Origin of the sequence: Roseivivax lentus, from assembly GCF_900156805.1 — a bacterium.
Lineage (GTDB): Bacteria > Pseudomonadota > Alphaproteobacteria > Rhodobacterales > Rhodobacteraceae > Roseivivax > Roseivivax lentus.
In genome coordinates this window covers 600,221-621,459 of sequence record NZ_FTOQ01000002.1, presented here as the reverse complement: position 1 = coordinate 621,459, position 21,239 = coordinate 600,221, and the positions used below count along the sequence as shown (strand labels likewise).

Sequence of the window (21,239 nt, the reverse complement as noted above, 5' to 3'; positions counted from 1 at the left end):
ATGACCGGCCTGCGACGAAAGCGGTCATTGCCCGTGCGGATCGCTTTGCCTAAACAGGCCTTTGACGCGGCGGGCGAGTCTGTCCCGTCCGATCGGATAACACCTTGAGGAGGCTTACATGGCAGACGCCGCCATCCACGGCCATGAGCACGAAGACAACCGGGGGTTCTTCACCCGGTGGTTCATGTCCACCAACCACAAGGATATCGGGATCCTGTACCTGGTCACGTCGGCCCTGGCAGGTTTCATCTCGGTCGCCTTCACCGTTTACATGCGTCTCGAGCTCATGGAGCCGGGCGTTCAGTACATGTGTCTGGAAGGCGCGCGGATGTTCGCCGCGGCCCCGGGCGAATGTACCCCGAACGGCCATCTCTGGAACGTTCTGATCACCGGCCACGGCATCCTGATGATGTTCTTCGTGGTCATTCCGGCGCTCTTCGGCGGCTTCGGCAACTATTTCATGCCGCTGCAGATCGGTGCGCCGGACATGGCGTTCCCGCGCCTGAACAACCTGTCCTACTGGCTGTATGTGGCGGGCACGACGCTCGCGATCTGCTCGGTCTATTCGCCGGGCGGCAACGGTCAGTTGGGCTCCGGTGTGGGCTGGGTGCTGTATCCGCCGCTCTCGGTGCGGGAAGGCGGCCTGTCGATGGACCTCGCGATCTTCGCGGTCCACGTCTCGGGTGCCTCGTCGATCCTCGGTGCGATCAACGTCATCACGACGTTCCTCAACATGCGCGCCCCGGGCATGACGCTCTTCAAGGTGCCGCTTTTCGCCTGGTCGATCTTCGTCACCGCCTGGCTGATCCTCCTGGCGCTGCCGGTTCTGGCGGGCGCGATCACCATGCTGCTGACCGACCGCAACTTCGGCACGACCTTCTTCGATCCGGCCGGTGGCGGGGACCCTGTGCTCTACCAGCACATCTTGTGGTTCTTCGGGCATCCGGAAGTCTACATCGTGGTCCTCCCGGGCTTCGGCATCATCAGCCATGTGATCGCGACCTTCTCGCGCAAGCCGGTCTTCGGCTACCTGCCGATGGTCTGGGCGATCATCGCGATCGGGGCCCTCGGCTTCGTCGTCTGGGCGCACCACATGTACACGGTGGGCATGTCGCTGACCCAGCAGAGCTACTTCATGCTGGCCACGATGGTCATCGCGGTGCCGACGGGCGTGAAGATCTTCTCCTGGATCGCGACGATGTGGGGCGGCTCGATCGAGTTCAAGACGCCGATGCTCTGGGCCTTCGGCTTCCTGTTCCTCTTCACCCTCGGTGGCGTCACCGGGATCGTGCTGAGCCAGGCCGCCGTGGACCGCGCCTACCATGACACCTATTACGTGGTCGCGCATTTCCACTACGTGATGTCGCTCGGCGCCGTCTTCGCCATCTTCGCGGGGATCTACTTCTACTTCCCCAAGATGACCGGCAAGATGTATCCCGAATGGGCCGGCAAGGTGCATTTCTGGACCTTCTTCATCGGGGCCAACATCACCTTCTTCCCGCAGCACTTCCTGGGCCGTCAGGGCATGCCGCGCCGCTATATCGACTATCCCGAGGCCTATGCCCTCTGGAACTACGTGTCGAGCTGGGGTGCGTTCATCTCCTTCGCCTCGTTCCTGTTCTTCTTCGGCGTGATGTTCTACGCGCTGTTCAAGGGCAAGCCCGAGACCCGCGAGAACCCCTGGAACGAATATGCGGACACCCTGGAATGGACCCTGCCCTCGCCGCCGCCCGAGCACACGTTCGAGCAGCTGCCGAAGCGCGAGGATTGGGACAAGGGCCACGCCCATTGATCCCCGGGTTTCCGACCTGACATGACGAGAGGCCCCGGATCAGCGTCCGGGGCCTTTTGCATTGAGACAAGACACGCGCCGGCGGCACGAGTCCCGCGGCGCATCATCGACCGATCCCGACCCGCCTGAACAGAGTGACGACCGGACCCATCCCATGCCCTACCGCTGGACCCCCGACGACCCGACCCGCCCCGATCAGGAGCTGACGCTCTGGCCGCATAATTCGCTGCCGCCGAAGGGCTTCGCCGCCTTCATCCTCGGCACCTTCACCCTTGCGACGATCCCGCTATACGGGTTGCTCGGCACGGCGCTTCTGTGGGGGATGCTGCCCTTCCTGCTGCTGGCGCTCGGCGGCATGTACGCGGCCTTGCGCAAGAACGAGGCGGATCGCCGGATCCTCGAGATCCTGAAGATCGGCCCCGAGGACGTGCACCTGACGCGCTACAACCCCAAGGGCGACGCGCAGGACTGGCATTGCAATCCCTACTGGGCCAAGGTCGCCCTGCACCAGACCGGAGGCCCCGTGCCGAATTACGTCACCCTGAACGGATCGGGCCGCGAGGTCGAGATCGGCGCCTTCCTGTCCGAGGACGAGCGCAAGGCGCTCTACGGGGAATTGTGCGACCGGCTGGCACGGCACAGCCCCGCCTGATGGCGCAGGTTCCCGCCACGCCGAAGCCTCGCCGCTGGGCGCATCTTCTGCGGGCGGCCCTTCTCGGCTCGGACCGGGCCTCGGCACGGGCGGATCTGCAGCGCTCCGAAACAGCGGCACTGGCCTTGCGGGCGGCGCGGCGCGGGCCCGGTCCAGCGGCGGAAAAGGTCGTCTTTCTCATGCCGCTCGTCTCGCCCGACCATGTGGGCGACTGGGAGGCGGTCACGGCCCGGCTTGCCCGCACGCTCGAAAGCTTCCGCGCGCAGGACAACCCGAACTGGGAGGCGGTGATCTGCTGCCAGGCGGCCCCGCCGCTGCCGCAGGATGCGCGCATCCGGCACCTGCCCTTCGACGATCCTGCCCCCGGCAACGACAAGTGGCGCAAGCTGGCGGCACTTTGCGACGACCTCGCGGCGCGGGACGGCCCGCCCGCCTACGTGATGTCCTTCGACGCCGATGACCTGCTGCGGCAGGGCGTCGTGGCCGAGATGCTGGTGGGCGGCGGCGATGGCTGGCTGGTCGAGCGCGGCTTCGTGCGGGACGTCGCGACCGGGCAGGTGGCGCTGGCGGCCCCCGCATCGCTCAGCGCGCCGCGGCAGCGGGCGTTCTGGAAGCTCTGCGGCTCCTGCATGGCGGTGCGGCACGACCCGACCTTGCCCGAAAGTGCCGCCTTCCTGCGCGAGATGACCCAGCACGAGCACCGGATGTTTCCCTATCTCGCCCGTCTCGCCGGGCTGCGATTGCGCGCCCTGCCCCGGCCGTCGGTCATGTACGAGCTGAACCACGGCGAGAATTTCGGCGCCCGGCGCGGGCGGGTGTCGTTCAAGACCCGCTTCGTGGAACGGTTCCGGGTGACGAATGCGCAGGTGCTGGAAGAGGTGGCGCGGGAGTTTCCGGGTTAGGTTTGCGGCGGCGCTCACCCGGGTTGAACCACGCGCATGCGGCGGAACCACATGCGCCACGCGGTGCAGCCCCTGTCTGCGGAAGGGCGCTGGCGGTGGGCGTCGGGAAGTGCCTTCTCGTTTCGCCCGCGCGCAGGATGCGTGGAGCGCGGCGGCCGCGGGCAGCCTTTTTCCGCGCTGCGGGTTCTTTGCACGACGGGCGGTTGTGATTTCCTGCTGACGCGCGCGGCGCGAAGGCCCGGGGTGTTCAAGGGTGCATGCAGCGGGGCGGCGCTGGCGCGGGATCTAAAGCACCGCGATTGCTCCGCGGGTCAGCACAAGGCCCTCAGGGGATGCGCATCTGGCTGGAGGTCCTCGGGTCGCGCCCGAGGATGACCTTTCATCCTTCGGTCGCAGCGACCGGGCCCTAGCCTGCGAGGCGGTCCTTCACCCGTGCGCCGGCGGCGCCGAAATCCATCTGGCCCTGGTATCTCGACTTCAGCACGCCCATGACCCGGCCCATGTCGCGGATCGAATCCGCGCCGACCTCGGCCACGGCCTTGTCGATGGCTTGGGTCACCTCGGCATCGGACAGCTTCTTGGGCAGGTATTCCTCGATCACCGCGATCTCGGCCTCTTCCCGCGCGGCGAGGTCGAGCCGTCCACCCTCTTCGTAGGTCTTCACGCTCTCGATCCGCTGCTTGACCATCTTCGACAGGATGGCCAGCACTTCGTCGTCGCCGACGCCGTCTTCGCGGCCTTCGCCCCGTGCGGCGATGTCGCGATCCTTGATGGCGGCGTTGATCAGACGGAGCGTCGACAGCCGGTCGGCATCCTTGTCTTTCATCGCCTGTTTCATGGCGGTGGTGATCCGCGAGCGCAATTCCATGGCCTCTCATCCCTCGATTGGATAGAGACCGATAGGTAGGGCGTTGCCGGGACGGGCGCAAGCCTTGACGAGAATCCGTCAAGGCATTGATATACATACGAATTTCCAAAATCAGCCGGTCTTGACCCGGAAAGCCGCCGGACTTAGACAGGCGCGACACCCGAAAACACCGGAGGCTCGCCCATGACCGCCCCTACCGCATGCCTCGCCCTGGCCGACGGCACGTTGTTCTACGGCATGGGCTTCGGCGCCACCGGAGAGACGGTGGCCGAGCTTTGCTTCAACACCGCGATGACCGGCTACCAGGAGATCATGACCGACCCCTCCTATGCGGGCCAGATCGTGACCTTCACCTTTCCGCATATCGGCAATACCGGGGTGAACCCGGAGGACGACGAGACGCAGGATCCGGTCGCCGCGGGCATGGTCGTCAAGTGGATGCCGACGCAAAGCTCGAACTGGCGCGCGGTCTCTGAACTGTCGGATTGGCTGGCGAGCCGGGGCCGCATCGCCATCGGCGGCATCGACACGCGGCGCCTGACCCGCGCGATCCGCCAGCAGGGCGCGCCGCACGCCGCCCTCGCCCATGCCCCGGACGGCGTGTTCGACACCGCGGCATTGGTCGCCAAGGCGCGCGACTTCGCCGGGCTCGAAGGGCTCGACCTCGCCAAGGACGTCACCTGCGCGCAGAGCTACCGCTGGGACGAGATGCGTTGGGCCTGGCCCGAGGGCTATACCCGGCAGACGGACCCGGTGCACAAAGTCGTCGCCATCGATTACGGCGCCAAGCGCAACATCCTGCGCTGCCTCGCCTCGGCGGGGTGCGACGTGACCGTGCTGCCCGCGACCGCCACCGCCGAGGACGTGCTCGCGCTCAACCCCGACGGGGTCTTCCTGTCGAACGGGCCCGGCGATCCGGCGGCGACCGGGGAATATGCGGTGCCGATGATCCGAGAGGTGCTGGCCCGCGACCTGCCGGTCTTCGGCATCTGCCTCGGCCACCAGATGCTGGCCCTCGCGCTCGGTGCGAAGACGGTCAAGATGAACCACGGGCATCACGGTGCCAACCACCCGGTGAAGGACACCGAAACCGGCAAGGTCGAGATCACCTCGATGAATCACGGCTTCGCGGTGGACAGCCAGACCCTGCCCAAGGGCGTGCTCGAGACGCATGTCTCGCTCTTCGACGGGTCCAATTGCGGCCTGCGGGTCGAGGGCAAGCCGGTCTTCTCGGTGCAGCAGCACCCCGAGGCGAGCCCCGGCCCGATGGACAGCTACTACCTGTTCGAGCGCTTCGCCGAGGGCATGGCCGCGCGCAAGGCCGCGACGGCTTAAAACCCGGTTAACGTTAAGCGCTCATTAACCCTCTGAGGCGTAACTGGTTCTCCAAAGACATTGGAGACCAGCATGCTTTCGGGCAAGGTCGTATCCCAGCCGGGCCGTCCCGCGGCCAGCGTCGATGATCGCGGCCGCTCGGTCGCGGGTCTGATGGTCGACGCGCGCCAGGTCTCCGCATCGCAGATGGTGGAGGCCCTGGGCGAGGCGGTCGCGACCGGCGCGCCGCTGCGCCATGTGCTGCTGGCCCAGGACCTCGTGGACGAGAGCGAATACGTCTCGACGCTCGCGCGGCGCTACGGGGTCATGGCGCTCAACCGCGAGGAACATCCGCCCGATCGCGGGCTCGACCGGATCCTGTCGGCCGAGATCTGCATCACCCACGGCGTCCTGCCCTGGATGTGGATCGGGGCGACGCTGGTCGTCGCGGCCACGGCCCGGCAGGGTTTCGAGGCGGTGCGCGGCGGGCTGGAAGCGGCGGGGTACGCGGTCGTCATGGCCGTCGCCTCGGAGACCGACATCCATGCGGAGATCGGCCAGCGCCACGGACAGCAGCTGATCGCAGAGGCCGAAACCTCGGTGCCCGATGCCGAGGCCTGCCGCGACCTGGGCCATGCGGGCGCCGCGCGGGTCGCCGTCGCCAGCGCGCTCGCCATCGGCAGCGTGGGGCTTCTGGCGCTGGCGCCGGTCAGCTTCTTCGCGGCCCTTCTGGCGCTGTCGGTGGTGACGCTGATCGCCACCCAGACGCTGAAATTCGCCGCACTCATCGCCAGCCGCAAACCGGTGCCCCTGCCCGGCCCGCCGACGCATCCCCTGCCCCATGTGACGATCCTCGTGCCGCTCTTTCGCGAGGCGGCCATCGCGGGCGCCCTTGTCGAGCGGCTGCGGCGGCTCAGCTATCCCAAATCCTGCCTCTCCGTGCTGCTCGTGCTCGAGGATATCGACGCCGAGACCGCCCGCCTTCTCGCCGCGGCAGAGCTGCCGGGCTGGGTCCGCACCATCGTCGTGCCGGGCGGCACGATCCGCACCAAGCCGCGCGCGCTGAACTACGCGCTGCGCTTTTCGAAGGGCAGCGTGATCGGCATTCTGGATGCCGAGGACGCCCCGGCGGTCGACCAGATCGAACGGGTCGTCGCGCGCTTCCAGACCGCCCCGCCCGAGGTGGCCTGCCTGCAGGGCATCCTCGATTTCTACAATCCGCGCGCGAACTGGCTGTCGCGCTGCTTCGCCATCGAATACGCCACCTGGTTCCGGCTGGTCCTTCCGGGGCTCGCGCGGCTGGGCGTGCCGATCCCGCTCGGCGGCACGACGGTCTACTTCCGGCGCGAGGCGCTCGAGGCGGTGCGCGGCTGGGACGCCCACAACGTGACCGAGGATGCCGATCTGGGCCTGCGCCTTGCGCGGCACGGCTTTCGCACGGAGATCGTGCAGACCGTCACCCGCGAAGAGGCCAACAACCGGCTCTGGCCCTGGATCAAGCAGCGCGCGCGCTGGCTCAAGGGCTACGCCATGACCTGGGCCACCCATAGCCGCGATCCGGCTGCGCTGGTGCGCGATCTCGGGCCGTGGCGCGCGGGCGCGGTGCAGGTCCTGTTTCTCGGCACGCTTCTGCAATTCCTGCTGGCGCCGGTGCTCTGGTCCTTCTGGCTGCTGCTTGCGGGCGCGCCGCACCCGGTGGCGGGGCTCCTGTTGCCCGAGGCGCTGGCCGGGCTTTTCGCGATCTTCATCGCGGGCGAGGCGGTGACGGTGCTCGCGGGCCTGATCGCCGTGGCGCGCAGCCCGCATCCGCATCTGATGGCCTGGGTGCCGGGGCTGATCCTGTATTTTCCGCTGGGCACGATCGCCATGTACCGCGCCGCCTGGGAACTCGTCACCCGGCCCTTTCACTGGGACAAGACCCAGCACGGCCATTCCGCCCCCGACCGGCCCGACGCGGATCGCGTGCCGGACTGAGCCTTCGGGACCGGGCGTCTTGGACGGGATCAATCGGCGCGCTGCGGGCGGATCAGCGCTCGGTGGCGGCGTCGAGCTTCAGGCGCGTGACGAAGGCCACCGAGATATGGTCGCGGAGCGCCTTGTAGGCGGCCTCTTCGTCGCGGCGGCGGATCGCGTCGACGATGGCGCCGTGTTCCTCGAGCGCGCGGGTGCCGCGCCCCTCCGCCGCCAGCGAGGTCGTCGCCATCAGCGCCATGGAGCGGTGCACGAGGTCGAGCTGCTGCACGAGGTAGCGGTTGTGCGAGGCCAGGTGGATCTGCTTGTGAAACCGCCGGTTCGCCCGCGCCAGCGCCTTGGGATCGTCGAGCCGGGCGCGGTCCTCCTCGACCATGTCGGCGAGCACCGCGATCTCCTCCTCGGTGGCGTGGCGCGCGGCCAGCCGCGCGGCCAGCCCTTCGAGCTCGGTGCGCACCGCGTAAAGCTCGGCCATCTGGTTGTGATCGAGCGAGGCCACGATCAGCGAGCGCCCGTCGCGCGCCAGCAGCGACTGCGTCTCGAGGCGCTGCAGCGCCTCGCGGATGGGCGTGCGCGAGACGCCGAAACGCTCCGCCAGATCGCTTTCCACCAGTCGGTCGCCGGGCTTGAAGGTGCCCACGTCGATCGCCTCGAGGATCAGCGAATAGGCGTCGCGATTGGGGGTGGCGCGGTCTCGCATGACGGTATTCCTTTGTACGCAATACAAAAATACGCAGGTTCGCAGCACTCTGGCAAGCCAGCCATTGCCCCGGGCCGCCGCGCGCATTAGCTCAGCCCCATGCGCGACAGTTTTTCCCATATCCGCCACTGGGTCTTCGACCTCGACAACACGCTCTATCCGCCCGAGGCGCGGCTCTTCGACCAGATCGAGACGCGCATGACCGATTGGGTGATGCGCGAACTCTCCGTCGATGCCGAAGAGGCGAACCGGCTGCGCAAGGTCTACTGGGCGGAATACGGCACCACGCTGGCCGGGCTGATGCAGGTGCATGGCGTCGATCCGGACGGCTACCTGCATGAGGTGCACGACATTTCCTTCGCGCCGCTTTCGCCCGATCCGGTGCTGGCGGAGCGGATCGGCGCCCTGCCCGGGCGGCGCATCGTCTACACCAACGGCTCGGCGCCCTATGCGTCGCGGGTGCTTGAGGCGCGCGGGCTCACGGGGCTTTTCGACGCGATCTACGGCGTCGAGCACGCGGGCTTCGCCCCGAAACCCGAGCGCACCGCCTTCGAGCGGGTCTTCGCCAAGGACGGCACCGACACCGCGCGCGCGGCGATGTTCGAGGACGAGCCGCGCAACCTCGCGGCGCCGCATGCGATGGGCATGCGCACGATCCACGTCGCCCCCGAGGCCCGGCCGGCGCCGCATATCCACCACCATACCGACGATCTGTCGGAGTTCCTGTCGCGCGTGCTCTAGCCGCGCGCGGGGCTGCCGCGACCAAGCGCCCACTGGCACGGGCGGCCCGCCCGCCCCATCTTTGGACGCGAAGACCCGAAGGAGGCGTCACGAATGGACTTCGATATCCTGATTTCGGGCGGCGGGATCGCCGGGATGACTGCGGCGGCGGCGTTCGGGCGCGCGGGCTTCTCGGTGCTGATCGTCGATCCGGCGCCCCCGGTCACCGAGCGCGACGCCGAGGGCGCCGATCTGCGCACCACCGCCTTCCTGCAGCCCGCGCGCGCCTTTCTCGACCGGGCGGGATTGTGGGACAGGCTGGCGGACCACGCGACGCCCTTGCAGGTGATGCGCATCGCCGATGCCAGCCAGTCGCCGCCCGTCACGCGCGATTTCGACGCCTCCGACATCTCGGACCTGCCCTTCGGATGGAACCTGCCGAACTGGCTGCTGCGGCGCGAGATGGCGGCGGCGCTCGGTGCCATGCCGGGCGTCGATTACCGCCCCGGCACCGCGACCACGTCGCTCTTCACCCGCACCGGCGAGGCGCGGGTCGGGCTGTCGGACGGCAGCCGCGTGAAGGTGCGGCTGGTCATCGCCGCCGACGGGCGCGGCTCGCCAATGCGGCAGGCGGCGGGCATCGGCGTGAAGACCACGCGCTACTGCCAGAAGGCGCTCGCCTTCGCGGTCACGCATGACGCCCCGCACGGCAATGTCTCGACCGAGGTCCATCGCGCGGGCGGCCCCTTCACGCTGGTGCCGCTGCCCGATCACGACGGGCGTCCGTCCTCGGCGGTGGTCTGGATGATGGAGGCCCGCGCCGCCGAGCGGCGCGCGGCGCTCGACGTGGCGACGTTCGAGGCCGAGATGACCGACCGCTCCGCGGGGCTGTACGGGCCGCTACGTCTGGCCTCGAAGCGCAATCTCTGGCCAATCATCACGCAGGGCGCAGACCGGCTGACCGCCCAGCGCCTCGCGCTTGTCGCCGAGGCCGCGCATGTCATGCCGCCCATCGGCGCGCAGGGGCTGAACATGTCGCTGCGCGATCTCGAGACGCTGCTCGACCTCGCGGTCGCGGCGCCGGAACGGCTGGGCGACCAGCCCATGCTGGACGCCTACGAGAAGGCTCGCGGCCCCGATATCCACCTGCGCATGTCCGGCATTTCCGCGCTGAACCGCGCCTCGATGCAGGGCGCGCCGGTGCTGCAGGCCGCGCGGTCGCGGGGATTGAGCCTGCTGCACGACCTTGCACCGGTGCGCCGGTCGGTCATGGAGCTCGGCCTCGGGGCGAAGGCGCGCTGATCGGATCGACGCGGGACAAGCCCGCGCCGATCCGTCGGGGGCTCCGCCCCCGAACCCCCGGAGGTATTTTCGGTCCGATCGTGAGGGGGGCCGCGCCCTTGCCCGTCCCCTAGTGGTAGGAAAACTCCCCGGTGATATGGCGCCATTCCCCGGGCGAGATCATCTTGCGGTGGGTGAAGCGCACCGAATGCAGCGGGCCCTCGATCTCGGATTGCCAGAAGTCGATGAAGTCGAAGAGCTTGGGGTGATCCGGCGCCAGGTCGTAATCCTGCCAGACGAACGTGTTGAGCACATTCCGGTAATCCGGCATGCGATAGAAGATCTCGGCCGTGGTCAGACCGTAGCCCTTGAGCATCAACTCCGTCTCGCTTTGCGGCATCGTGTTTTTCTCCTCGTTTGCCTCGGAGGAGAATCCTGCCCGATCTTCATTAAAAATCAACAAAAACAGGTTGTTATCAATGCGCCCCGATGGCTGCCAATCCGCGCGCCGGGCGGCTCCGGCATTGCGCCTCTCTCTTGCGTTCTGTTATAGTCCCGGCAACAACATATAGAAAAACGACAGGCGGACCTACCCGTGACCGATACGCCCGAACCCCCTGAAAACGCAGACGATATGCCGCCTCCGCCGGCGCCGAAGACCGGCCCCTCGATCTCGATCGAGCAGGAGATGAAATCCTCCTATCTCGATTATGCCATGTCGGTGATCGTGAGCCGCGCGATTCCGGACCTGCGCGACGGTCTGAAGCCGGTGCACCGGCGCATCCTCTACGCGATGCACGAGACCGGCAACACGCATGACAAGTCCTACCGCAAATCCGCCCGCCCCGTGGGCGACGTGATGGGCAAGTATCACCCGCATGGCGACAGCGCGATCTACGACGCGCTGGTGCGGATGGCACAGGATTTCTCCATGTCGTTGCCGCTGCTGGACGGCCAGGGCAATTTCGGCTCCATGGACGGGGACAACCCCGCGGCCATGCGCTACACCGAAGTGCGCATGGACAAGCCCGCGGCCTATGTGCTGGCGGATATCGACAAGGACACGGTCGATTTCCAGGATAATTACGACGGCAAGGACCGCGAACCCACGGTCCTGCCCGCGCGCTTTCCGAACATGCTGGTCAACGGTGCGGGCGGTATCGCCGTCGGCATGGCCACCAACATCCCTCCGCACAATCTGGGCGAGGTGATCGACGCGACGCTGGCGCTGATCGACGAGCCGGATCTGAGCTCCGAGGCGCTGATCGAGTATATCCCTGGCCCCGATTTCCCCACCGGCGGCATCATGCTGGGCCGCTCGGGCGCGCGGAAGGCTTACCTCGAGGGACGCGGCTCGGTCATCGTGCGCTCCAAGACCCGGATCGAGGAGCTGCGCAAGGATCGCTATGCCATCGTCATCGACGAGATCCCCTACCAGGTGAACAAGTCCGCGATGATCGAGAAGATCGCCGAGGCCGCGCGCGACAAGAAGATCGAGGGCATCGCCCATGTGCAGGACGAGAGCGACCGCAACGGCGTGCGCGTCGTGGTCGAGCTGAAGCGCGACGCGACGCCCGACGTGGTGCTGAACCAGCTCTTCCGCTTCACCCCGATGCAGACCTATTTCGGCTGCAACATGCTGGCGCTCAATGGCGGCAAGCCCGAGCAGCTGACGCTGCGGCGCTTCCTCACGTCCTTCATCGACTTCCGCGAGGATGTCGTGGCGCGGCGCACCGCCTATCTGCTCCGGAAGGCGCGCGAGCGCAGCCACATCCTCTGCGGCCTCGCGGTCGCGGTGTCGAACGTCGACGAGGTGGTGGCCACCATCCGCGCCAGCCAGGACGCCGCCGAGGCGCGCGAGAAGCTGATGACCCGGCGCTGGCCCGCGGGCGAGATCGCGCCCTTCATCCGGCTGATCGACGATCCGACGCACACGATGAACGACGACGGCACCTACAACCTTTCCGAGGCGCAGGCGCGCGCGATCCTCGAGCTGCGGCTGCAGCGCCTGACGCAGCTCGGCGTGAAGGAAGTGACCGACGAGCTCGAGGAGCTGGCGGGCAAGATCAAGGAATACCTGGAGATCCTCGGCAGCCGCGAGCGGATCATGGGGATCATCTCCGACGAGCTGCGCGAGGTGAAAGAGCTCTTCGCCGTGCCGCGCCGGACCGAGATCGTCGACTGGTCGGGCGACATGGAGGACGAGGACCTGATCGAGCGTCAGGACATGGTCGTCACCGTGACCGCCGGCGGTTACATCAAGCGCACGCCGCTTGCGGATTTCCGGTCGCAGAAGCGCGGCGGCAAGGGCTTGTCGGGCGGCACGCTCAAGGATGACGACGCGGTCACCACGCTCTTCGTCGCCAACACCCACACGCAGCTTCTGGTCTTCACCACAGAAGGCATGGTCTACAAGCTCAAGACCTGGCGTCTGCCCCTGGGCGGGCGCACCTCGAAGGGCAAGGCCATCGTCAACATCCTGCCGATTCCGACGGGCGTGTCGATCGCCGCGATCATGCCGGTGGACCGTGACGAGGAAGACTGGGACGATCTGCAGATCGTCTTCGCCACCTCGGCGGGCGATGTGCGCCGCAACGCGCTGTCGGACTTCACCAACGTCAAGCGGAACGGCAAGATCGCGATGGATCTGAGCGAGGGCGTGAGCCTCGTGAATGCGCGCATCGCGTCCGAGGATGACGACATCATGCTGGTCACGGATTCGGGCCGCGCGATCCGCTTCCGCACCACCGATGTGCGGGTCTTCAAGGGCCGGAAATCCACTGGCGTCCGGGGCATCAAGCTTTCGGGCGACGATCATGTGGTGTCCATGGCGGTGATCCGCCATTCGCGCTACACGCCCGAGGAACGCACCGCCTATCTCAAGATGCGCCGCGCCATGGCGGGCCTGTCGGACGAGGCCGAGGCCGGCGACGAGGAGGGCGTGGTCGCCGATCCCAACTTCTCGACCGAGCTCTACGCCGAGATGTCGGCAGCGGAGAACCTGATCCTGACCATCACCCGCGAGGGCGCGGGCAAGCTCAGCTCCAGCCACGATTACCCGATCCGCGGACGCGGCGGCATGGGCGTGCAGGCGATGGACAAGGCGATGCGCGGCGGGCCGGTCGTGGCCTGCTTCCCGGTCGATCTCGACGACCAGATCATGCTGGCCACCTCGAAGGGCCAGTCGATCCGCGTGCCGGTCGAAGGCATCTCGTTCCGGTCCCGCTCCGCGGGCGGCGTGCGGGTGTTCAACACCGCCAAGGGCGAGGAGGTCGTCTCGGTGGCCTGGATCGCTGATCAACCGGAGGATGAGGTCGGGCTGATCGCCGATTCCGACGGAGACGACCCGGACGAGAGCTGAGTCGGACTGCGCGACCTTCCCGCACGGCAATTCCGAACCGTATTGCGCATGCGCAATTTCGCATTTACCTTTTTCGAATGCGGCGGTTCGGAAGACGCCGATGCCGGATGCGCAGTCCCGACCCGGAGCCGCGCCTGTCGCCGGGACCTGTCGGCATCGCGGATGGTGGGACGAGATGGACAATTGGGACGACCTGAGATTTCTCGTGGCGCTGTCGCGCACCGGGACAATGACCGCCGCGGCGAAGATGCTCGGCACGAACACCGCGACCGTGTCGCGTCGGATCGACCGCCTGTCGGAGACGCTGGGCGAAGCGGCCTTCGTCAAGACCGCGTCGGGCTGGCAGCCCTCGCCCTCGGTGACCAAGCTGATCGAGCTTGCGCAGACCTTCGACGGCGAATTGCAGAGCACGCTCAATGCCCGGGATCTGGAAAATCCGTTCACCGAGGCCGCGATCAGCCTCGGCGCGCCGCAGATCGTCACGACCCAGGTGCTGGTGCCGGGCTACGCCAGATCCCTCAATGAGTTGAACGGGATAACGCTGACCTTCAGCGACAGGCTTCTGCGCGAAGGGCTGGGCGAGCACGACATCGTGGTGCAGATGGGCGCCCCGGAAGCCGGGCGCATCATGACCCGGAAAGCCGGCACGCTGAACTTCAACTTCTTCCGCACCGTCTCGGCGGACAGCGCGCTCGACGACTGGATCGGGCTGTCGGAGACCTTCGAGAACGTCCCCGCGCAGCAGATGGGATTCGAGCGGTTCCGCCGCCCGCCCCGCGTCCGGGTGGAGAATTTCGCCGCCGTCAACGCGCTCGTGCACGCGACCGGATTGCCCGGCCCCCTGCCCGATATCATGGCGTTGCGCGATCCGGAACTGACCTATCTCGACCAGTCGATGCCGTCCTATCCGGCGGAATTCTGGGTGATGTACCACGAGACGCGCCGCTCCGATCCGGTCATGCGCCGGGTCGTGGACTGGATCATGTCCTGCTTCTCCGCGCTCGAGCGGGAGCAGCGCACGAGCGTTCCGAAATCCGCCTGAGCCGCGACGTTTCGCGAAAAATGCAAAGCCGAGATTGATGCGCGGATGCTTGCGAAACGCCCGCGCTCGTGTTCCAGTATTCCCCGATAGGTTGTAGGGGCGCCGCTGCTCTCGTCGCGCGCCCGAACCGCCCTCGCCGTGGTGTTTCCCTCTGCAGCGGGCGCGGTGCAAGCTTTTCGGAGGCCGCTCCGGACCCTCATAGATGCCACGGCATCGCAACGGGCACACCGTAGACTGCGCGGCCTCAGGGCCGCGCTTTTTTCATCCGTAGATCGCCGTGAACTTCTCTTCGAGATAATCGAGAAGCGGCCCCTCGTCGGGCGCGCGTCCGGTCGCCCGTTCGATCAGGGCGCGCGGCTCGTAGAGCCCGCCATGGACCTGCACGTGCGCGCGCAGCCATTCCGTCGCCCCGGCGAGGTCGCCCGAGGACAATTCCGCGTCAAGCTCGGGCCGCGCCGCGCGCAGGGCCGCATGCAGACAGCCCGCATAGACATTGCCCAGCGTGTAGGTCGGGAAATAGCCGAACAGCCCCACCGACCAATGCACATCCTGCAGCACGCCATTCGACGCGCGGTCCACCTTGTAGCCGAAATCCGCCTCGAACCGGTCGTTCCAGGCCGCCTCCAGGTCATCGACCTCGAGGTCGCGGGCAATGAGCGCGCGCTCCAGGTCGAAGCGCAGAAGCACATGCAGGTTATACTGCACCTCGTCCGCCTCGGTGCGGATGAAGCCGCCATGCACCCGGTTCACGGCGCCGTAGAAGGCCTCCGCATCCGCGATGCCGATATCGCCGAAGGTCTCCCGCATCTGGCCGAAGAGGTAGCCGCAGAAGGCCCGGCTGCGGCCAAGCTGGTTCTCGTAGATGCGGCTCTGGCTTTCATGCACGCCCATCGACACCCCGGCGCCCACCGGCGTCAGCAGATGCGCGGCGTCGATATTCTGCTCGTAGCTCGCATGGCCCACCTCGTGGATCGTCGAGTAGAGGCAGTTGAACGGGTCCTCGGCGGCGGTGCGCGTGGTGATCCGCACATCGTTGCCCGAGCCGGAGGAGAAGGGATGCACGGCCTTGTCGACCCGGCCCCGGCTCATGTCGTAGCCGAAGGTCCGGGCGATGTGGCGGGCCAGCTTCATCTGCGCCGCCTCGTCGAATTGCCCGCTCAGCGCGGCGGGGGCCGGACGGCCCCGCACCTTGTCGCGCAGGGCCACGAGCCGCGGGCGCAGCGCGCCGAACATCGCCTCGAGGCTCTCGGCGGTGGCGCCCGGTTCGTAATCGTCGAGCAGCGCGTCGTAGACATTGCCGCCATCCGCCAGCGCCGCGCCCTCCTCGCGCTTCAGCGCCAGAACCTCGCGCAGGGTGGGTGCGAAGGCCGCGAAATCGTCATTGGCCCGCGCCTCGGCCCAGACGCCCTGCGCCACCGAAGTGAGCCGCGCCAGCGCCGCGGCCAGCTTCGCGGGCACCTTCATGGTGCGGTCGTAGCTGCGGCGGATATGGCGCAGATTGGCCTGCCCCGCTGGATCGAGCGCGGCCCCGTCGATCGCCGCCAGCCACTCGCCCACGCGCGGATCGGTCCGGCGGGCATGCAGCACGCCCTCGATCGCCGCCATCTCGTCGGACCGCTGCGCGGCGGCCCCGCGCGGCATCACCGTTTCCTGATCCCAGGAAAGACGCCCCGCGACCTGTGACAGCGCCTCCGTCTCGCGCTGGAAGGCCATCAGGTCGGAAAAGGGATCGCTCATGCAGGGCCTCGCAGGGATTGGGATTTCGGATACCCTGCGCCGAAGCGCGCCCGGATGACCAGCACCCACAGCAGCACCGCACCAAGCTGGTGCACGATGGCAATCTCGAGGGGCGCGCCGTAGATCACCGTGACGATGCCGAGGACCATCTGCACCACCATCATCGCCAGCACCGCGTTGAACCGGAAGCGCGTCTCGGCATTGGGCGAGCGGCGCGCGCGCAGCCAGACCACCACGCCGAACGCCATCAACAGGTAGCCCGCGACGCGGTGCATGAACTGCACCGTGCCGGAATTCTCGAAGAAATTGCGCCAGAGCGGCTCGATCTCGAACGGGGTCGGCGGGAAGATTCCGCCCGCCATCAGCGGCCAGTCGGTGTAATTCCGCCCCGCATCGATCCCCGCCACCAGCGCGCCGAGCAGGATCTGCAGGAAGGTGAAGTGCATGAGCCCCGTGGACATCGAGAAGAGCTTGCCCTCCCGCACGCGGCGCTGCTGCATCAGGTCGCCCTCGGACCGGCCGAGCTGGAAGGTGAACCAGGCGATGACGCCGAGGATGACGAAGGCGAGGCCCAGATGGGTGGCCAGCCGGTAGCTTGCCACGTCGATCCGGTCGCCGGTGAGGCCCGAGGCCACCATCCACCAGCCGATCGCCCCCTGCAGTCCGCCCAGCGCGCCCAGCATCAGAAGCCGCCCGGTCCAGCCCGGCGGGATCTTGCGGGTCACGAGGAAGCCCACGAAGCCCAGCGCCCAGACCAGCCCCACGAAGCGGCCAAGCTGCCGGTGACCCCATTCCCACCAATATATGACCTTGAACTCGGCCATCGACATGCCGACATTCTGCAGCCGGTATTCCGGGATCGCGCGATACTTGTCGAATTCGGATTGCCAGGCGGCGTCGCTCATCGGCGGCAGCGCGCCCGATACCGGTGCCCATTCGGTGATCGACAGTCCGCTATCGGTCAGCCGCGTCAGACCGCCCACCACGATCATCGCCATCACCAGCACGAACAGCATCATCAGCCAGATGCGGATCGCACCGCGCGCGCCGCGGCGGCCCTTGTCGATCAACCCGGTCTCGCGGGGGGTCCGGGCGGGCGTCTCTGCGCCCACCTCCTCGAACAGCTTGCGGGATTTGCTCATGCGGCTTGCGCACCTCTTGTCGTGTCGCGCCAGACACTATGCCTCGCGCCGGGGCGCTTCAAGTCAGCCGCCCCGGTCTTTCCACCGCACTATTTGACGCAGCATGCCGTGGAAGGTCTGCACGTCCGACCGGGTCAACGGCATGCGGCTCCAGAGGTTGCGCAGGTTGCGCTTCATGGTTTCGGCCTTGTGGTCGGGAAAGAAGAACCCGGCCTCCTCCATGCGCTCCTCGTAATGGCGCGACAACGCGTCGATCTCGGCCTGGTTGGCCCATTCGGTTCCGGCCATCTCGACGGTCCGGGGCGTAACCTCGCTTGTCGCGCGGCGCCATTCATAGCCCGTCAGCAGCACGCATTGCGCAAGGTTCAGCGACGGGAAATCGGGGTTCACCGGCACCGAGATGATGCCGTTGGCCAGCGCGATATCGCTGTTCTCGAGACCCGCGCGTTCGGGACCGAAGAGCACCGCGGCCTTCTGCCCGTCCCGGATGCGCGCGGCGATCTCGGCCATGGCCGCCTCGGGGGAATAGACGGGTTTCGTCAGGCCGCGCGGCCGCGCGGTGGTGGCCAGCACGAAATCGGCCTCGCCCACCGCCTCGGCGGTCGTCTCGAAGACCTGCGCCGCGTCCAGAAGCCGCCCCGCGCCCGAGGCCATCGCCACGGCCTTGGGATTGGGCCAGCCGTCGCGCGGCGCCACGAGGCGCATCCGGTCGAGCCCGAAATTCCACATCGCCCGCGCCGCGGCGCCGATATTCTCGCCCATCTGCGGCTCAACGAGGACGAAGGCGGGCTGGGATGCGGGTGGGGTGGGCATGACGGCTCCTTGCGGCTTGCGGCCCGCATCTACGGCGCCGCGCCCGCGCCCGCAAGATCGCAGGCGGACCCCGGTCGCGGCGTTCCGCGAAAACGCGCGCGGTCCCGGGCGGCGTGCCGCCCTTGAGGATGCCACGGCTCCCCACCCCGCCGCCCGCGCCCTGCCGGCGATCCCGGGGACGCCCCTTTGCGCTTCACCTTTCCGAAAAAACGCGACCGCGGCGGCGCAATCCCGCGCCCCGGCAGGCCAATGCGGCGACGGCCCCGCTGGCATCCGCGCCAAGCCTCGGATATGACGGCGGAAACGAACGAAGGACCCCCGCGCCATGGCCGAGGACGACCGCCCGCAAATCTACCTCGTCACCCCGCCCGATATCGACCTGATGGCCTTCCCGGACCGTCTGGCGGCGGTTCTCGATGCCCATGCGGTGGCCTGCCTGCGCCTCAGCCTCGCCACCCGCGACGAGGACACGCTGCTGCGCGCCGCCGATGCGGTGCGCGAGGTCGCCCATGCCCATGACGTGGCGCTGGTGATCGACACCCATATCGTTCTGGCCGAGCGGCTGGGCCTCGACGGGGTGCATTTTCCCGATGGCGGCCGGTCGGTGCGCGCCGCCCGCAAGGAGCTTGGCCCAGACGCCATCGTCGGCGCCTTCTGCGGCACGTCGCGCCATGACGGCATGAATGCGGGCGAGGCGGGCGCCGATTACGTGGCCTTCGGGCCGGTGGCGGAGACCGCGCTCGGCGATGGCTCGGTCGCCGAACGCGAGCTGTTCGAATGGTGGTCGCAGATGATCGAGTTGCCGGTCGTGGCCGAAGGCGGGCTGACCGAGGCCGTCATCCGCGACCTCGCACCGGTCGTCGATTTCTTCTCGGTGGGCGAGGAGATCTGGCGCACCGAGGACCCCGCGGGGGCCCTCGGCGCCCTGATCGCGGCGATGGATCAGGGATAACAGGGCGCGAACATCAGCCCCGTCGTCTCGGCGATCCCGAGCATCAGGTTGGCGTTCTGCACGGCCTGGCCTGACGAGCCCTTGGTCAGGTTGTCGAGCGCCGCCACCACGATGGCGCGGCCCGGGATGCGGTCGCCCGCCACCCCGATATGGCAGAAATTCGAGCCGCGGACATGATGCGTCGACGGTGTCTCGCCCATGGGCAGCACCTCGATGAAGGGCTCGTCGGCATAGGCCGCGGCAAGGGCCGCATGCACCGCCTGCGCCTCGCCCGACACGTAGCCGGTGGCGAGGATACCGCGGTTGATCGGCAGCAGATGCGGGGTGAACTGGATTTTCACATCGCGGCCCGCGAGGGCGGAGAACTCCTGGTCGAACTCGCCCAGATGCCGGTGCGTACCGCCCACCGCGTAGCCATGCGTGCCCTCGGAAAGCTCCGCATGCAGCAGGTTTTCCTTCAGCGACCGCCCTGCCCCCGACACCCCGCATTTCAGATCGAGGATGATGTCGTCGAGCCCGATCACGCCGCCCGCGATCAGCGGGCGCAGCATAAATTGCCCCGTGGCCGCATTGCAGCCGGTGCCCGCGACCAGCCGCGCCGCGGCGATCTCGGCGCGGTAGAACTCGGTCAGGCCGTAGACCGCCTCTTTCTGCATCTCGGGCGCGGCGTGATCGTTGCCATACCAGCGCTTGTAGGCGCCCGGATCGTGCAGCCGGAAGTCCGCCGAAAGATCGACGATCTTCAGATGCCCGGGCAGCCGGGAAATGACCTCCTGGCTCGTCTTGTGCGGCAGCGCGCAGAAGCACAGGTCGATCTGCGAGAAGTCGATCTCTTCCCAGGTCACGAGGGTCGGCAGGTCGAGATGGCGCAGATGCGGAAAGACCTGGGCCATGGTCTGCCCGGCCTTGGAATTGGCGGCGAGGGCCGCGACCTCCAGCTCGAGATGGGTCGCGATGATGCGCAGAAGTTCGGCGCCGGTATAGCCCGAGGCTCCGATGATGGCGATTTTGTACGGCATGGCGGGGCTCCTGTCAGGAACGAAAAGAAAAAAGGGTTGGATGGATCGGGCGGCTCAGGCCGCCTCGAAGGCGATCCGTCGTCGCAAAAAGGTCGTGGCCTGGCCCGAGACCTTGCGCGGATCGCCGGTGGTCAGGAATTTCGTCTCCGCGCCCTTGCCGGCCATTTCGGGATGGCGCGCGAGGTAATCGGCCAGGCTTTCGGCCACCACCGAGGGCTGGGAATAGACCGATACGTCGGGCCCCAGCGCGTCGCGGAAGACGTCTTCCATCAGCGGATAATGCGTGCAGCCCAGGATCGCGGCGTCGGGTTCGGGCATCTTGCGCTTGAGCGCGTCCACGTGGGAGCGCACCAGCGCCTCGGCGAGGATCATGTCGCCCTCCTCGATCGCATCGACGAGCCCGCCGCAGGCCTGCGCCTCGACATCGACGCCCACGGCGCGGAACGAAAGCTCCCGCTGGAAGGCCCGGCTGCGCACGGTGGCGGGCGTGGCAAAAAGCGCCACGGAATTCACCGCCACCTCGCGCGGGGGCGAATTGTCGCCCCATTGCCGTTCGGTGAGCGCCTCGATCAGCGGCACGAAGACCCCGAGCACGCGCTTGTCGCGCGGCACCCAGGATTCCTGCATGCGCCGGAGGGCCGCCGCCGAGGCGGTGTTGCAGGCGAGGATGACCAGATCGCAGCCCTCCTGCCAGAGCCGCTCGACACCCTTGGTGGTCAGGTCGTAGATGTCATCGGCCTCGCGCACGCCGTAGGGCGTGTGGGCATTGTCGCCGAGATAGATGAGCGGCGTGTCCGGCAGACGCTTGCTGACCGCGTCGAGCACGGTGAGCCCGCCCAAACCCGAATCGAAAACCCCGATGGCCATGGCCCGTCCCTTTCACGCGGCAGATCAGGGGCTTAGCCCGCATGCGCGCCTGCGGCTTTCCGTCCCGCCACGGCGCGCCTGCAGGAGGCCCCTGCGGCATTGGTTT

The 21,239-nt window shown here is 67.7% G+C and carries 18 protein-coding genes; 10 read left to right on the top strand and 8 right to left on the bottom strand.

Going from position 1 to position 21,239, the window contains the following annotated elements; all coding sequences use genetic code 11:
- Nucleotides 1-118: 118 nt before the first annotated feature.
- From ctaD to BW990_RS06620, 3 genes are all read left to right on the top strand, one after another.
- Nucleotides 119-1,792, top strand: a complete 1,674-nt coding sequence (gene ctaD, locus BW990_RS06630) for a cytochrome c oxidase subunit I (protein ID WP_076446197.1) — start codon at nucleotides 119-121, stop codon at nucleotides 1,790-1,792.
- 154 nt (nucleotides 1,793-1,946) lie between these two features.
- Nucleotides 1,947-2,444: a DUF2244 domain-containing protein gene (locus BW990_RS06625; RefSeq protein ID WP_076446195.1), complete on the top strand. Its 498-nt coding sequence runs from the start codon at nucleotides 1,947-1,949 to the stop codon at nucleotides 2,442-2,444.
- The gene (locus BW990_RS06620) at nucleotides 2,444-3,346 is read left to right on the top strand and encodes a glycosyltransferase family protein (protein ID WP_076446193.1); all 903 of its coding nucleotides are present in this window, start codon (nucleotides 2,444-2,446) and stop codon (nucleotides 3,344-3,346) included. Before BW990_RS06625 ends, BW990_RS06620 begins: the two co-directional genes overlap by 1 nt.
- Nucleotides 3,347-3,752: 406 nt before the next feature.
- Here the strand turns inward: BW990_RS06620 and BW990_RS06615 are convergent, their stop codons facing one another.
- Nucleotides 3,753-4,214, bottom strand: a complete 462-nt coding sequence (locus BW990_RS06615) for a GatB/YqeY domain-containing protein (protein WP_076446190.1) — start codon at nucleotides 4,212-4,214, stop codon at nucleotides 3,753-3,755.
- Between the two features lie 183 nt (nucleotides 4,215-4,397).
- Between BW990_RS06615 and carA the strand changes: the two genes are divergently transcribed.
- Both carA and BW990_RS06605 read left to right on the top strand, forming a co-directional pair.
- On the top strand, nucleotides 4,398-5,549 hold the full coding sequence (carA, locus tag BW990_RS06610) for a glutamine-hydrolyzing carbamoyl-phosphate synthase small subunit (protein ID WP_076446188.1): 1,152 nt from the start codon (nucleotides 4,398-4,400) through the stop codon (nucleotides 5,547-5,549).
- A 72-nt stretch (nucleotides 5,550-5,621) separates the two neighbouring features.
- Nucleotides 5,622-7,502 (top strand): glycosyltransferase, encoded by a 1,881-nt coding sequence (locus tag BW990_RS06605; protein WP_234990176.1) that lies wholly within the window; start codon nucleotides 5,622-5,624, stop codon nucleotides 7,500-7,502.
- Nucleotides 7,503-7,554: 52 nt separating this feature from the next.
- Here the strand turns inward: BW990_RS06605 and BW990_RS06600 are convergent, their stop codons facing one another.
- Nucleotides 7,555-8,199, bottom strand: a complete 645-nt coding sequence (locus BW990_RS06600) for a GntR family transcriptional regulator (protein ID WP_076446186.1) — start codon at nucleotides 8,197-8,199, stop codon at nucleotides 7,555-7,557.
- 99 nt (nucleotides 8,200-8,298) lie between these two features.
- Here BW990_RS06600 and BW990_RS06595 point away from each other — a divergent pair, with 99 nt between their 5' ends.
- Together BW990_RS06595 and BW990_RS06590 are read left to right on the top strand one after the other, a co-directional pair.
- On the top strand, nucleotides 8,299-8,940 hold the full coding sequence (locus BW990_RS06595; protein ID WP_076446184.1) for a pyrimidine 5'-nucleotidase: 642 nt from the start codon (nucleotides 8,299-8,301) through the stop codon (nucleotides 8,938-8,940).
- A gap of 93 nt (nucleotides 8,941-9,033) precedes the next feature.
- Nucleotides 9,034-10,221 carry a UbiH/UbiF family hydroxylase gene (locus BW990_RS06590; protein WP_076446182.1) on the top strand — a complete coding sequence of 396 codons (1,188 nt, stop codon included), beginning with the start codon at nucleotides 9,034-9,036 and terminating at the stop codon, nucleotides 10,219-10,221.
- Nucleotides 10,222-10,330: 109 nt separating this feature from the next.
- Here the strand turns inward: BW990_RS06590 and BW990_RS06585 are convergent, their stop codons facing one another.
- Nucleotides 10,331-10,600 (bottom strand): usg protein, encoded by a 270-nt coding sequence (locus BW990_RS06585; protein ID WP_076446180.1) that lies wholly within the window; start codon nucleotides 10,598-10,600, stop codon nucleotides 10,331-10,333.
- Nucleotides 10,601-10,834: 234 nt separating this feature from the next.
- Between BW990_RS06585 and gyrA the strand changes: the two genes are divergently transcribed.
- Together gyrA and BW990_RS06575 are read left to right on the top strand one after the other, a co-directional pair.
- Nucleotides 10,835-13,561 carry a DNA gyrase subunit A gene (gene gyrA, locus BW990_RS06580; RefSeq protein WP_234990175.1) on the top strand — a complete coding sequence of 909 codons (2,727 nt, stop codon included), beginning with the start codon at nucleotides 10,835-10,837 and terminating at the stop codon, nucleotides 13,559-13,561.
- A gap of 175 nt (nucleotides 13,562-13,736) precedes the next feature.
- Nucleotides 13,737-14,603 (top strand): LysR family transcriptional regulator, encoded by an 867-nt coding sequence (locus BW990_RS06575; RefSeq protein WP_076446176.1) that lies wholly within the window; start codon nucleotides 13,737-13,739, stop codon nucleotides 14,601-14,603.
- A gap of 261 nt (nucleotides 14,604-14,864) precedes the next feature.
- Here the strand turns inward: BW990_RS06575 and BW990_RS06570 are convergent, their stop codons facing one another.
- The 3 genes from BW990_RS06570 to BW990_RS06560 form a co-directional block, all read right to left on the bottom strand.
- Nucleotides 14,865-16,340 (bottom strand): carboxypeptidase M32, encoded by a 1,476-nt coding sequence (locus BW990_RS06570; RefSeq protein ID WP_076446174.1) that lies wholly within the window; start codon nucleotides 16,338-16,340, stop codon nucleotides 14,865-14,867.
- Nucleotides 16,337-17,482 (bottom strand): heme A synthase, encoded by a 1,146-nt coding sequence (ctaA, locus tag BW990_RS06565; RefSeq protein WP_076446171.1) that lies wholly within the window; start codon nucleotides 17,480-17,482, stop codon nucleotides 16,337-16,339. Before ctaA ends, BW990_RS06570 begins: the two co-directional genes overlap by 4 nt.
- Before the next feature lie 63 nt (nucleotides 17,483-17,545).
- A complete protein-coding gene (locus BW990_RS06560) occupies nucleotides 17,546-18,295 on the bottom strand; it encodes an RNA methyltransferase (RefSeq protein ID WP_076446169.1) in 750 nt (249 codons plus the stop codon).
- A gap of 325 nt (nucleotides 18,296-18,620) precedes the next feature.
- Here BW990_RS06560 and BW990_RS06555 point away from each other — a divergent pair, with 325 nt between their 5' ends.
- Nucleotides 18,621-19,247: a thiamine phosphate synthase gene (locus BW990_RS06555; RefSeq protein ID WP_076446167.1), complete on the top strand. Its 627-nt coding sequence runs from the start codon at nucleotides 18,621-18,623 to the stop codon at nucleotides 19,245-19,247.
- Here the strand turns inward: BW990_RS06555 and argC are convergent.
- Complete coding sequence (argC, locus tag BW990_RS06550) at nucleotides 19,238-20,266, bottom strand: N-acetyl-gamma-glutamyl-phosphate reductase (RefSeq protein ID WP_076446165.1); 1,029 nt, start codon at nucleotides 20,264-20,266, stop codon at nucleotides 19,238-19,240. The genes BW990_RS06555 and argC overlap by 10 nt on opposite strands.
- Before the next feature lie 54 nt (nucleotides 20,267-20,320).
- Nucleotides 20,321-21,133 (bottom strand): glutamate racemase, encoded by an 813-nt coding sequence (locus BW990_RS06545; protein ID WP_076446164.1) that lies wholly within the window; start codon nucleotides 21,131-21,133, stop codon nucleotides 20,321-20,323.
- Nucleotides 21,134-21,239: the final 106 nt, after the last annotated feature.